Annotated in this window: 13 protein-coding genes; all 13 read right to left on the reverse strand. The window is 66.7% G+C overall.

The genetic code is table 11. From position 1 onward, the window contains the following. Positions 1-42: 42 nt before the first annotated feature. The 13 genes from nusA to LL06_RS11625 all read right to left on the reverse strand — a co-directional run bounded on the left by nusA (position 43) and on the right by LL06_RS11625 (position 13,333). Positions 43-1,662 (reverse strand): transcription termination factor NusA, encoded by a 1,620-nt coding sequence (gene nusA / locus LL06_RS11565; RefSeq protein WP_035526525.1) that lies wholly within the window; start codon positions 1,660-1,662, stop codon positions 43-45. A gap of 160 nt (positions 1,663-1,822) precedes the next feature. Beyond that, positions 1,823-2,425 (reverse strand): ribosome maturation factor RimP, encoded by a 603-nt coding sequence (gene rimP, locus LL06_RS11570; protein WP_244447106.1) that lies wholly within the window; start codon positions 2,423-2,425, stop codon positions 1,823-1,825. Between the two features lie 228 nt (positions 2,426-2,653). Next, on the reverse strand, positions 2,654-3,358 hold the full coding sequence (gene trmB, locus LL06_RS11575; RefSeq protein ID WP_035526567.1) for a tRNA (guanosine(46)-N7)-methyltransferase TrmB: 705 nt from the start codon (positions 3,356-3,358) through the stop codon (positions 2,654-2,656). Between the two features lie 61 nt (positions 3,359-3,419). Beyond that, the gene (gene metK, locus LL06_RS11580) at positions 3,420-4,661 is read right to left on the reverse strand and encodes a methionine adenosyltransferase (RefSeq protein ID WP_035526531.1); all 1,242 of its coding nucleotides are present in this window, start codon (positions 4,659-4,661) and stop codon (positions 3,420-3,422) included. 254 nt (positions 4,662-4,915) lie between these two features. Beyond that, positions 4,916-5,335, reverse strand: coding sequence for a helix-turn-helix domain-containing protein (locus LL06_RS11585; RefSeq protein ID WP_035526533.1), 420 nt, complete (start codon positions 5,333-5,335; stop codon positions 4,916-4,918). 153 nt (positions 5,336-5,488) lie between these two features. Further along, entirely contained in the window at positions 5,489-7,084 is a 1,596-nt protein-coding gene (gene lnt / locus LL06_RS11590; protein WP_035526535.1) for an apolipoprotein N-acyltransferase, read from the reverse strand. 253 nt (positions 7,085-7,337) lie between these two features. Then, positions 7,338-8,480: a hemolysin family protein gene (locus LL06_RS11595; protein ID WP_035526538.1), complete on the reverse strand. Its 1,143-nt coding sequence runs from the start codon at positions 8,478-8,480 to the stop codon at positions 7,338-7,340. A gap of 13 nt (positions 8,481-8,493) precedes the next feature. Continuing rightward, complete coding sequence (gene ybeY / locus LL06_RS11600; protein ID WP_035526541.1) at positions 8,494-9,009, reverse strand: rRNA maturation RNase YbeY; 516 nt, start codon at positions 9,007-9,009, stop codon at positions 8,494-8,496. Then, positions 9,006-10,052 (reverse strand): PhoH family protein, encoded by a 1,047-nt coding sequence (locus LL06_RS11605; protein ID WP_152599576.1) that lies wholly within the window; start codon positions 10,050-10,052, stop codon positions 9,006-9,008. Before LL06_RS11605 ends, ybeY begins: the two co-directional genes overlap by 4 nt. Positions 10,053-10,082: 30 nt before the next feature. After that, positions 10,083-11,516, reverse strand: a complete 1,434-nt coding sequence (gene miaB, locus LL06_RS11610; protein ID WP_052161450.1) for a tRNA (N6-isopentenyl adenosine(37)-C2)-methylthiotransferase MiaB — start codon at positions 11,514-11,516, stop codon at positions 10,083-10,085. Positions 11,517-11,558: 42 nt separating this feature from the next. Further along, positions 11,559-12,356, reverse strand: a complete 798-nt coding sequence (locus LL06_RS11615; protein WP_035526544.1) for a lysophospholipid acyltransferase family protein — start codon at positions 12,354-12,356, stop codon at positions 11,559-11,561. Between the two features lie 47 nt (positions 12,357-12,403). Beyond that, positions 12,404-12,829 carry a Fur family transcriptional regulator gene (locus LL06_RS11620; RefSeq protein ID WP_035526547.1) on the reverse strand — a complete coding sequence of 142 codons (426 nt, stop codon included), beginning with the start codon at positions 12,827-12,829 and terminating at the stop codon, positions 12,404-12,406. Between the two features lie 66 nt (positions 12,830-12,895). Continuing rightward, complete coding sequence (locus LL06_RS11625; RefSeq protein WP_035526550.1) at positions 12,896-13,333, reverse strand: GNAT family N-acetyltransferase; 438 nt, start codon at positions 13,331-13,333, stop codon at positions 12,896-12,898. Position 13,334 lies beyond the last annotated feature (1 nt).

A 13,334-nucleotide genomic window follows, 5' to 3' on the forward strand; every position in this document is an offset into this window, starting at 1 on the left:
CGATCCTGACCTTCACCGCACAGCCTCCGGCGACGTCAGGCCTCAGGCCTCTTCGCCATCCGCCCCGGCGTCCGCTTCCGCGGCGCCGCCTTCGTCCTCTTCGACCACCAGCTCGTCCTCGGTGATCCAGCCGACGGCGAGACGCGCCTGGAGGATCATCTGCTCGGCTTCGGTGCGGGACACATCGAGACCGGTGAACAGGCCGTCGAAGCGCTTGGTCTCGCCGTTCTTGCGTTCCGACCAGCCGGTCAGGTCGTCAACGGCGCAGCCGGCGAAATCTTCCACGGTCTTGATGCCGTCCTTGCCCAGCGCCACCATCATCGGCGTGGTCATGCCCGGCACGGTCCGGAGTTCGTCCTCGACGCCCAGCTCCTTGCGCTTGGCGTCGAGCTCGGCCTCGAGCTTGTCGAGATATTCGCGCGCCCGGGTCTGCAGCTCGTTGGCGGTCTCCTCGTCGAAGCCCTCGATCGCGGTGATTTCACCGATGTCGACATAGGCCACTTCCTCGACCTGGCTGAAGCCTTCGGAGGCCAGCACCTGGCCGACCATCTCGTCGACATCCAGCGCTTCCATGAACAGGGCGGTGCGCTCGTTGAATTCCTTCTGGCGGCGCTGGCTTTCCTCTTCCTCGGTCAGGATGTCGATGTCCCAGCCGGTGAGCTGCGAGGCCAGGCGGACGTTCTGCCCGCGGCGGCCGATGGCCAGCGAGAGCTGTTCGTCGGGCACCACCACCTCGATGCGCTCGGCGTCCTCGTCGAGCACGACCTTGGAGACCTCGGCCGGCTGCAGCGCGTTGACGATGAAGCTCGCCGGCGACGGCGACCAGGGAATGATGTCGATCTTCTCGCCCTGCAATTCGCCGACGACCGCCTGGACGCGGCTGCCGCGCATGCCGACGCAGGCGCCGACCGGATCGATCGAGGAATCGTTGGAGATCACGGCGATCTTGGCGCGGCTGCCCGGATCGCGGGCGACCGAGCGGATCTCGATGATGCCGTCGTAGATTTCCGGCACTTCCATCGTGAACAGCTTGACCATGAACTGCGGATGGGTGCGCGACAGGAAGATCTGCGGGCCGCGCTGCTCGCGGCGGACGTCGTAGACATAGGCGCGGACGCGGTCGCCGTAGCGGAAGGCTTCGCGCGGGATGGTCTCGTCGCGGCGGATGATGCCTTCGCCGCGGCCGAGATCGACGATGACGTTGCCGTATTCGACGCGCTTGACGGTGCCGTTGACGATCTCGCCGATGCGGTCCTTGAACTCGTCATACTGGCGGTCGCGCTCGGCCTCGCGCACCTTCTGCACGATCACCTGCTTGGCCGACTGGGCGGCGATGCGACCGAAATCCATCGGCGGCAGCGGATCGGCGATGAAGTCGCCGAGCTGCGCATCGGGATTGCGGTCGCGCGCGATCAGCAGCGGGATCTGGGTGGCATAGTCCTCGGCGTGCTCGACGACTTCGAGCAGGCGCTGCAGGCGGATCTCGCCGGTCTTGGCGTTGATGTCAGCGCGGATGTTGGATTCCGATCCGTAGCGCGACCGCGCGGCCTTCTGGATCGCGTCCGCCATGGCGGCGATGACGATCTCGCGGTCAATGGACTTCTCGCGCGCGACCGCGTCGGCGATCTGAAGAAGCTCAAGCCTGTTTGCACTGACTGCCATGTCTGTCTCCATGTGTCGGCCCGCGACCGTGCGGGCCTTGTCTGGTTCTGGCCCGGCACCCCGGGTCTGGTTCTGGCCCGACACCCGGGCCGGGTCTGGTTTGGCCCGTCAACCGGGCCGGATCGATGCCCCGGAGGGCGGACGTCGTCTCAAAGCTGGCTCAGGCGCTGTCGCCGGCGTCGTCCGGCTCGTCCGTATCGGCGCCATTGGCGGCGGCAGCCGCCTTGGCGGCCTTGTCGGCGCGAAGCGATTCGCGGATCAGGTCGTCGGTCAGCACCAGCTTGGCCTCGGCGAGCGCCGAGAAGGGGATGACCGCAATATTGTCTTCGCCATAGGCCGGCTGATCGCGCTCGATCGAGAAACCGGTCTCCGTGACATTCCGGATATAGCCGCGGAACCGCTTGCGGCCATTGATCAGCACCGAGGCGTCGCAACGGGCGAGGTGACCCTCCCAGCGGACGAAATCGGACTTGCGCACCAGCGGCCTGTCGATGCCGGGCGACGAGATTTCCAGATGATACGCCTTTTCCACCGGATCTTCCACATCCAGCACCGGAGAAACCGCGCGCGACACCGCCTCGCAGTCCTCGACGCTCATGGTGCCGTCATTGCGCTCGGCCATGATCTGCAGCGTATTGCCGTTCTGCCCTGACATCCGCACGCGCACCAGCCGCATGTCGAGGGCCTCGATCACCGGCTCGACGATTTCGGCAATGCGCGCGTCAACGCCGGTCTCGGTGACCAGTCTTTGATCGTTGGGCATTGCTGGCTCGTCTGTCATAGGGCCGGATCCTCGCTCTGGTTCGGCTGATCGCCTGCCGCCACCGGGCATGGGCAACAAAAAAGAGCGGGTCCTTGCGGGCCCACCCTTGCTCTAACGATCAAGAATTTGAGCGGTGTATAGCCTGAATCGGCGCGGCGGGCAAGACAATTCCCCCTCGCCCTACCGCAGCCATACTACAAGTGCCGGCCTTGGCCCGGCCAGGACGGATCAGGCGGCGCGCACGAACTCGAGATAGCATGGGGTGCGGCCCTCGCGCACGGCTTTGGCCTCGTAGCGGGTGCCGGGCCAGCCTTCCGGCGGATCGCGCCAGTCGCGGGCGGTGCGGGCGGTCCACTCGAAATCGGGATGGGCGGCGATGTGGGTCAGCGTCCAGTTGACATAGGTGTCGATGTCGGAGGCGAAGCCGAAGCGGCCGCCGGGCCTGAGCACGCGGGCGAAGCGGTCGAGATTGGCTTTCGAGACAAAGCGCCGCTTCCAGTGCTTCTTCTTGGGCCAAGGGTCGGGATAGAGCAGGTCGATCCGATCGAGGCAGGCGTCGGGCAGCCAGTCGAGCACGCGCGTGGCGTCGTCGTCATAGACACGGATGTTGGCGAGGCCCGCGGTTTCGAGCTGGCCCAGCATCTTGGCCATGGAATTGACGAAGGGCTCGACGCCGATGAAGCCGGTGCCGGGCGACTGCGCCGCCCAGTGCAGCAGGTGCTCGCCGCCGCCAAAGCCGATTTCGAGCCGGATCTCGCCGACCGGCTTGGGCCACAGGCTCGCAAGCTCCGCAGGCGGAAGCGTCGACAGGTCGAGCTTCAGCGCGGGCAGAAGCGAGGACAGCGCCGCGGCCTGCGGCGCCTTCATCGTCTTGCCCCGGCGCCGGCCGTAGAAGGCTTCGGTGGAGCGCGAGCGTCTCTGGGGAAGGGTCATGACGCTCTCCGCATCGGCCTGGGGTCCGCCTGGCAGCATCTCACGATCGTGGTGCGCCTATTCAGCCCTTGAGGGCGTCCTTGAGCGGCTTGACCAGATCGAGCTTCTCCCAGGAGAACGAGCCGTCGCGGCCGGCCTTGCGGCCGAAATGGCCGTAGGCCGCGGTGCGGGCGTAGATCGGCTTGTTCAGGTCGAGATGCTTGCGGATGCCGCGCGGGGTCAGGTCCATCACCTTGGGCAGCGCGTCTTCGAGCGCTGCTTCCGACACCTTGCCGGTGTCGTGGAAATTGACGTTGATCGACAGCGGCTGCGCCACGCCGATGGCGTAGGAGAGCTGGATGGTGCAGCGCTCGGCGAAGCCCGCGGCGACCGCGTTCTTGGCGAGGTAGCGCGCGGCATAGGCGGCCGAGCGGTCGACCTTGGTGGTGTCCTTGCCCGAGAAGGCGCCGCCGCCATGGGGCGCCGCGCCGCCATAGGTGTCGACGATGATCTTGCGGCCGGTCAGCCCGGCGTCGCCGTCGGGACCGCCGATCTCGAACTTGCCGGTGGGATTGATGTACCATTTGCAGTCGGCGGCGATCGGCAGGCCTTCGAGCGCCTGGCGGATATAGGGTTCGACGACTTCGCGGACCTTGGCCGAATCCCAGCTTCCGTCGAGATGCTGGGTGGACAGCACGATGGAGACGATTTCCGAGGGCTTGCCATCGACATAGCGCACGGTGATCTGGCTCTTGGCGTCCGGGCCGAGCTTGCCGGCGTCGCCCTCGCCCTTGTGGCGGGCGGCGGCGAGAAGTTCGAGGATCTTGTGGCTGTAGTAGATCGGCGCCGGCATGAGTTCCGGGGTCTCGGTGCAGGCGTAGCCGAACATGATGCCCTGGTCGCCTGCGCCTTCCGAGCCCTGCTGGTCGGAGGCGTTGTCGACGCCCTGGGCGATATGGGCGGACTGGAAGTGCAGCAGCACCTCGACCTTGGCGGTCTTCCAGTGGAAGCCTTCCTGCTCATAGCCGATGGCCTTGATGGCCTTGCGCGCTGCGGACTTGAACTTGGCCGGATTGATGACGTCCTTGCCGTTCTTGTCCTTCTTGGTCAGCGACGGCGGCACCCGCACTTCGCCTGCGATGACGACGCGGTTGGTGGTCGCAAGGGTCTCGCAGGCAACGCGCACGCTCCAGGGATCGACGCCGGTCTTCTTCGCTTCGCGGTAGACCAGGTCGACGATCTCGTCCGAAATGCGGTCGCACACCTTGTCGGGGTGACCTTCGGATACGGATTCACTGGTGAAAAGAAAACTCGAGCGCTCCATTGCGGGCTCCATCAAGGGTCAAGATGCTGCTTCTTAGTGACAACGTGCCCCTCTGACAAGGTCAGAATGACATAAATATATCTTGATATGATGGAAAGCGCGCAGTCTCCGCCGCTCCGGCGGCGCAACGCGAAGCATCGGCACTGCACGCAAACGCATGCCGTCCCGGGCGCTCCCGCCTGGAACGGCATGCAAACGTCTCAACCCACGGGCAAGCCGCCCGAGCGCGGCAGGCTTGACGGAACGGCGGGCGCTTAGTTGGTTTCAGGCTCGGAGGCGAGGGACTTGACGAGATCGACCAGCTTGCGCCGAACCTTGGGATCAGGGATCTTGATGAAGGCGCGATTGAGCTGCAGGCCTTCCGAGGACGACAGGAAGTCGACCACGTAGTTGGAGCTGTTGGCTTCGGCCATCCCGGGCTGGCCCGTGGCTGGATCGCCCGGAGCGTCCTCGAAGAAGAAGCTGACCGGCACGTTGAGAATGGTGGAGATGTTCTGCAGCCGGCTGGCGCCAACGCGGTTGGTGCCCTTTTCATACTTCTGGATCTGCTGGAACGTGATGCCTAACGCCTCGCCGAGCTTCTCCTGGCTCATGCCGAGCATCGTCCGCCTCAGGCGGACGCGACTTCCGACGTGGATGTCGATCGGATTGGGCTTTTTCTTGTTTTCAATCATATTCTGGTCCTGACAAGAGCCTGAGACTCTCTGGTTGGTTTATCCCGCTTTGATTGCACCAATCATACTCCAAAAGCTGTGGGTCCGCACAGACTGACTTGGGAACGGGAACTGGGTTGACGAAAACGACTATGCTATTTTAGGGGTTTTGCGTCAATCTAGCCCTTGCCTTTTACCTTTACGCGCAAAAAACGCCGAAATTACCAGTATGGCGATAATCAATCCAAAGTTAAATTGCCGATTTCCCATGTTCCAGAAGCGGTCCGCCCCGGCCGGCAGATCGACGTCGAAAACGCCTGATTCGCCCAGAGGCAGGCTGCCGACGATCCGTCCGCCGGCATCGATCACCGCCGAGATGCCGTTGTTGGCCGCCCTGACGAGAGGCAGGCGGGTTTCGACCGCCCGGAGCTGCGCCTGCCGCAGATGCTGGTAGGGCCCTGGGGTCATCCCGTACCAGGCGTCGTTGGTGACGTTGAGCAGAAGCGCGCCGCGACCGTCGGCAACTTCCGACAACTCGGGAAAGATCACCTCGTAGCAGATCAGCGGCACGGCGCTCAATCCGCCGGGCAGGGCCAGCAATCCGCGCCGGTCGCCGGCCGAAAAGCCGCCGAAGGTCTCGGCCACGGGGGCCAGGCCGAACCTTCGCATCCAGGCCTCGAACGGCAGGTATTCGCCGAACGGAACCAGGTGCGCCTTGTCGGCGGAGCCGATGATCTGCCCCTCGTCGTCGATGACATAGATGGTGTTGTAGTAGCGCTCGGGCGCGCCGCCCGATCCATCCTCGAACCGGACCGCGCCAGTGACCAGCGTCTGGCCGACCTGCAGCATGTCGGCGATGCGCGACAGCGCGCCGGGGTTTTCGGTCAAGAGGAACGGCAGCGCCGTCTCCGGCCAGACGATGTGGCTGGGCCGCGGCCGCGCCTCAGGTGGCGGCAGGGCGCTGAGCGCGAGAAGCTGCGAGAAAATCCGCTCGCGCTCCGCCACGTCCCACTTGGCCGACTGGTCGATGGCCGGCTGGACGATCCGCACCACAACGTCCGGCGCGACCGGTTGCGCGGCATCGAGGCGCGAGAGCGCGAACCAGCCATAGCCGACATGGGCGACCAGCAGCAGCAGCGCCGCGCCCATGCCGGCAACCGCGCCCCGCCGGGTGCCCACCAGCGCCGGCGCGGAAAACACGAAGACGACGAGCGCCGACATGCCGAAAATGCCGGTCAGTTCGACCGACTGCATCATCAGCGGCGCCGGCATGGCGGCGGTGCCGATGACGTTCCAGGGAAAGCCGGTGAGCACGAAGCCGCGCGCCCATTCGGCGAGCCCGAAGGCCGCCGCGAGCGCCGCGATCCGGCCCAGCCCGTCCGACCAGAGCAGCCGCGCCAGCGCCGTGGCGGCGCCGTAAAACAGCGCCAGCACGGCGGGCAGGCCGAGCACGGCGAAGGGCAGCGCCCAGGCGAAGCCCTCGGCATCCACCAGCAGTGCATTGCCGAGCCACCAGATCCCGGCGACGAAGTAGCCCAGGCCGAACCACCAGCCGGTGGCGAAAGCCGGCCGCAACCGGCCGAGCACGCCGGCGTCGGCCGGGCCGCTGGCGCCGTCGAGCAGCCACACCAGAACCGGAAAGGAGACGAACAGGACGGCGAAGAAATTGAACGGCGGCAATGCCAGAACCGCGAGCGCCCCGGCGAGCACCGCGACCAGGATGCGCTTGCCGCCCCAGCTCAGCATGATGGATTCAGCGATCCGTTCCAAAGTCCAACGCCCCCCGCACGCTGTCCGGCGCGCGCCGGAGCCGGCGCGCTGGACGCTGCAACATTTCCCTGTTCGCCCGCGCCGCGGACTTCAGACCCTAAGCGGGCGCGAAGGCGGCAGGCGCCGGCCCGGCCGCCCGACCTGCGCGGACAGACGAATCATTTGCGGCATCTTTTCAAAAAACCGGTGCATTGTCCGGTCCGGGCCGGGACTTTTTTCCGCGCCCGGCGCGGCCCGCCTCGCGGCGGCCGGCTCAGGCTACGGAGGTGTCGTCCGGCTCCGGCTGCTTCGCGGGAGGGCTCTCGCCGCGCAGCGGACGGCGGCGCGACGGCTGCCGCTTGCGGACGATGCGCACGCGCTTGACCCGGCGCGGATCGGCATCGGTGACATGGAACTCGAAGCCCGGCAGGGCCTGCACCACCTCGCCGCGCGCCGGCACGCGGCCCAGCTCGGAAAAGATCAGCCCGCCGATGGTGTCGACTTCCTCGCTCTGCTCGCGAATGTCGAAATCGGAGCCGATCTCCGCGGCCAGGTCCATGAGTTCCGCCTTGGCGTCGACGACCCAGACATCCTCGCCGGCCCGGCTGATCAGCGTCTCCTCTTCGTCGTCATGCTCGTCGGCGATGTCGCCGACCACCATCTCGACGATGTCCTCGAGCGAGACCAGCCCGTCGGTGCCGCCATATTCATCGATCACCAGCGCCATCTGGATGCGGTTGGCCTGCATGCGCTGCATCAGGTCCGAGGCCAGCATCGAGGCGGGCACGAACAGCACCTTGCGGGTGATGCCCGATTCCTGGAGGGTTTTGCCGAGGTCGACCCGCGACAGCTCCAGCGCGTTGAGCGCATTGCGCTTCTGGATCGCGGCGGGGCTTCTGGCCGTGGACCTGCGCTTGGCGCGGGCCTGCTTGGTGATCCAGGCGAGCAGGTCGCGGATATGCACCATGCCGCGCGGATCGTCGAGATTCTCCGAATAGACCGGCATGCGCGAGCGCCCCGATTCCTCGAAGATCTCCAGCAGCCGGCCGAGCGTGGTGGTCTGGTCGACCGCCTCGACATCGGCGCGCGGCACCATGACGTCCTCGACGCGGACCTCGCGCAGGCGCAGGATGTTGTGCAGCATGGCGCGCTCGTCGGGCGAGAAGGCCTCATGCAGCTCGCCGCCCGACTGCAGCGCATCGGTCAGGTCCTCGCGGATGGTCTCGCGGTCGGAGGGCGGGAACAGGGCGCGCACCAGGCGCTGCCAAAGGCCCATGCCGTTGCGCTCGTCAGGAACCGTGACGGCTCCCTGACCATGCACGGGCACGGGCAGATAACTGTGGGATTCCTCGCTGGATGTCGCGCTCGAGGCGCTTTGGGCGTCTCCGGTCTCGGCCGGGGCATTGCTGTCGGTCATCTTCTCTTCGGTATCAAACCGGCTCTGTGTCGCCGTAGGGGTCAGATAGGTCAAGCGAGGCCAAAATGCGAGTCTCTATCGCTTCCATTTTCTCGGCATCGTTGTTTGCGATGTGATCATATCCGAAAAGATGAAGAAATCCATGGACGATCAGGTGGGTGATATGGTGCTCGACCGGTTTGCCCAGGTCCTCGGCTTCGCGCTCGATGGTCTCGCGCGCCAGAATGATGTCGCCCAGCATCGGGCCAGGCCGGCCGCCAGGCACCAGCGGAAACGCCGGGAAGGACAGGACATTGGTGGGCTTGGGCTGGGCGCGCCACTGGCCGTTGATGTCGGCCATCATCGCGTCGTCGGCGAGCACCAGCGAGACTTCCGGCGGATCCTCGGGAAAGGGCTGGGCCTCGCGCTCGGCAAGATCACGCACGGCGACCTCGAGCGCCGCCTGCGCCAGGGCCTCGATCGCGCCCGCGTCGCCCCACTCCCCCGCCTCGACCGCAACCGCCAGACTGATCGCCGGGGCGGCGGTCATGCGCCGCCGGTCGGGTGCGGGTGGATCCGCTTGTCATAGGCCTCGACGATGCGCTGGACCAGCGGGTGGCGGACGACATCGGCTCCGCGGAAGCGGCAGGTGACGACGCCCTCGACCCCGTCGACGACGGACAGCGCCTCGACCAGGCCGGAGGTGACGCCGCGGGGAAGGTCGATCTGGCTCGGGTCGCCGGTGATGATCATGCGGGAGTTCTCGCCCAGGCGGGTCAGGAACATCTTCATCTGCATCTGCGTGGTGTTCTGCGCCTCGTCGAGGATGACGGCGGCGTTGGACAGGGTGCGGCCGCGCATGAAGGCCAGCGGCGCGATCTCGATGACGCCGGCGGTGATGGCGCGCTCGACCCTGTCGCCGGGCATCATGTCGTAGAGCGCGTCATAGAGCGGCCTGAGATAGGGATCGACCTTCTCCTTCATGTCGCCGGGCAGGAAGCCCAGGCGCTCGCCGGCTTCCACCGCCGGCCGCGACAGGATGATGCGTTCGACCGAGCCGCGCTCGAGCAGTTGCGCGGCATGGGCGACGGCGAGATAGGTCTTGCCGGTGCCGGCGGGGCCGACGCCGAAGACCAGCTCCGAGCGCTCCATGGCGCGCATATAGGCGTCCTGCGTCGGCGTGCGGGCGATGACGGTCTTCTTGCGGGTGGAAATCTGCGCAAGCGTCATCTTGCCCTTGCGCTCGAGCGTCGGCAGCACAAGCTGGTCGTCGGCGGCCAGCGCCATGCGGATGGCGCCCTCGACGTCGGAGCTCTCGACGCTGGCGCCCTTGAGCAGGCGATCATAGAGGAAATCCAGCGCCCGGCGCGCCTGGTTGGTGGCGATCTCCTCGCCCCGCAGCGTAACCGTGTTGCCACGGGCCCGGGCGTCGATCTTCAGCTTCTTTTCGAGCAACGCCAGATTCTGGTCGAACTGACCGAAGAGTTCGCTGGCGAGACGGTTGTTTTCAAAGGTGAGCGCGAGGTGGGTCGCGTCGGACGCGCCTGAGGCGGGCGTCGCAGCTTCTGTCTTAGACAGGTGCTCAACTGTCAAACGATCTTGCTCCAAAAATGCACTGGGCCGTCACTCCACAGGTTCCGCGAAAAGACTGCTCGTACCGGGTTGCGTGATTCGCACCCTCACAATGTCACCGATTTCGCCCAGCTTTGCATCAACTATTACGGGCTGCAGCCAGGGCGAGCGGCCAATCAGTTGTCCGGTGTTGCGCCCGGGCTTCTCCAGGAGCAGATCCACCACTTTTCCGACACATTCCCTGCCGAAGGCCCGGGTCTGAAGGGCGATGAGATCCTGAAGCCGCGTCAGGCGCTCGGACTTGACCGCCTCGTCGACCTGGCCGTCCATCTCGGCGCCGGGCGTGCCGGGGCGGATCGAGTATTTGAAGGTGAAGGCGGCGGCGTAGCCGACCTCGCCGATCAGCCGCATCGTGTCCTCGAAGTCGGCGTCGGTCTCGCCGGGAAAGCCGACAATGAAATCGCCCGAGAGAGCGATGTCGGGACGGGCGGCGCGGATCTTCTCGACGAGCCTCAGATAGTCGTCCGCCGTGTGGCGCCGGTTCATGGCCTTGAGGATGCGGTCCGAGCCCGACTGCACCGGAAGATGCAGATAGGGCATGAGTTCGGGCAGGTCGCGATGGGCCTCGATCAGCGCCTCGTCCATGTCGCGGGGATGGCTGGTGGTGTAGCGGATGCGGTCGATGCCGTCGATCCTGGCCAGGCGGCGGATGAGCTCGCCCAGGCCCCATTCGCGGCCGCCCTCGCCCAGGCCGTGCCAGGCGTTGACGTTCTGGCCGAGAAGCGTGATCTCGCGCACGCCGGCGCCTGCCAGCCGCTCGGCCTCGGCGACGATGCGGCCGACCGGGCGCGAGACCTCGGCGCCGCGGGTGTAGGGCACCACGCAGAAGGTGCAGAACTTGTCGCAGCCTTCCTGAACGGTGAGGAAGGCCGCCACGCCGCGGGCGCGGATGGATTTCTCGGGCGCGTCGGGCAGGCCGTCGAACTTGTCCTCGGCCGGGAATTCGGTCTCGACCACCGCCTCGCCGTTGCGGGCGCGGGCCAGGGCCTCGGGCAGGAGGTGATAGGTCTGCGGCCCGATCACCACGTCGACGACGGGCGCGCGGCGGATGATCTCGCGGCCCTCGGCCTGGGCCACGCAGCCGGCGACGGCCACCATCAGGTCGCCGCCCTCGGCGTTGCGCTGGCGCTTGAGCTTGGCCAGCCGGCCCAGTTGCGAATAGACCTTCTCGGCCGCCTTCTCGCGGATGTGGCAGGTGTTGATCAGCACCAGGTCCGCCGCCTCGACCGTGTCGACCGTCTCGTAGCCGTCGCGGCCGAGCGCGTCGCCCATGCGCTCGCTGTCATAGACGTTCATCTGGCAGCCATAGGTCTTGACGAAGACCTTCTTGGTGTTGCTGCCGGGTCTGACGGCAAGACCCGTTTCAGGCAACCTGTCGGGCTGCGTGTCGGATCGGGCTGGGGCGGTGAGGATGGCGTGGGTCATCGGGGGCTTTTAGCGACAAAATCGCGGCTTGAAAATGGCGAACTAGCCATTCAATCCGCCGGAGAGCGCCTTGATCAGGCCCTCGCGCACGCGGGCCTCGACCAGGCGGGCGGTCTTCTTGCGATCGGTCGTGGCGTCGAAGGGAATGGCGTCGGCGAAGACCACGTCGACATCGAGCGCGCCGTAGCGGATGACGCGCAGGAGATGCGGCCCCAGCGCCACGTCGCCGGGCCAGCCCGCCACCGGCCGGTGGTAGCGCCCCATCGGCATGCCGTGCAGGCCGACATAGGCGATGGAGACCGGCTGGATATGCACCTTTCCCCCGGGCGCCAGCGGCAGCGCCGCGCTCGCCGCGCCGAACAGCGAGGCATTGAACGGCATCACCCGGTTGCCGTCGGACGTCGTGCCTTCGGCAAACAGCACCACGACCTCGCCCGCCACCAGCCGCGCCGAGACTTCGCTGACCTGCGCGCCGGTCTTGCGCCGCTCCCGGCGCTCGACGAAGACCGAGCGCTGCAGCCGGGCCAGCCAGCCGACAAGCGGCCAGGTGCGGACCTCGGACTTGGCCACGAACACCAGTTCGGCGACCGAGCCCAGCACCAGGATGTCCTTCCACGAGACGTGATTGGAGACGATCAGCAGCGGCCGCTCGCGGGCGAGGCTTCCATGGGTGCGGACCCTGAGGCCGATGACGCGGCACATGATCCCGTGCCACCAGCGCGGCAGCCGCCGCATCAGCGAATGCCCAAGCCCGAGCGCCACGAGCTGGACGGGCAGCAGCGCCAGCGTCAGCAGCAGGAATGCCAGAAGGACGAAGCCGATGCGCAAGCCCGCGATCATCGTCCGGCCGCTGGAACAGGATGGCGCGCGGCGTCCATCACGCCGGCCTACTGCTTGTCGGTCTTGAGCGGAATGCCGTAGAGCTCGAGCCGGTGGTCGACCAGGCGGAAGCCCAGCTCGCGGGCGATGCGCTCCTGCAACGCCTCGATCTCCGGCGAATGGAACTCGATCACCTGGCCGTTCCTGAGGTCGATGAGGTGATCGTGGTGCTCCTCGGGCACGGTCTCGTAGCGCGAGCGGCCATCGCGGAAATCATGCCGCTCGATGATGCCGATGTCCTCGAACAGCTTGACCGTGCGGTAGACTGTGGAGATGGAGATGCGCGGATCGACCACCACGGAGCGGCGGTGCAATTCCTCGACATCGGGATGGTCGTCGGCGCCATCGAGGACCCTCGCGATGATGCGGCGCTGCTCGGTCATGCGCATGCCGCGCTCGGCGCATCTGTCTTCGAGGGGTCTTGGTTCTTCCATCGCCTGCCCAGCCGGATACGTGGAGCGGAAATGCCGGCGAATCCGTCGCCGGCGATCCCCCCGGGACTAGCGAAGATCGCGCCGCATGACAAGCGCCGTCGTGCTCGGCGCGCCCTCGCGGGCATAATAGGCGCGCCGCTCTCCGACCTGGACGAAATCCAGCCTTCGGTACATCTGGACGGCGGCCAGATTGGTCTCGTCGACCTCGAGGAACATTTCCTCGGCGCCGCGGCGCCTGGCCTCCTGCATGGCGCTGCGCATCAGCCGCCAGCCGAGCCCGGCGCGCCGCTGCTTGGGCGAGATGCCGATCGACAGGATCTCGGCCTCGCCGGCAGCCTCGCGGCACAGCACGAAGCCCGCCGCCGCATCGCGGGAGCGGCCTTCCGGGCAGGCCAGGAACCCGAACACCGACTGCTGGCTGATGAGGCTTTCGAACTCCCCGTCCCCCCAGGCGCGGGAAAAGGCCTCGCCATGGATGCGCGACGCCGTGCGCGCGTCCTTCATC

The sequence above is a fragment of the Hoeflea sp. BAL378 genome (genome assembly GCF_000759435.1).
Classification (GTDB): Bacteria; Pseudomonadota; Alphaproteobacteria; order Rhizobiales; family Rhizobiaceae; genus Hoeflea.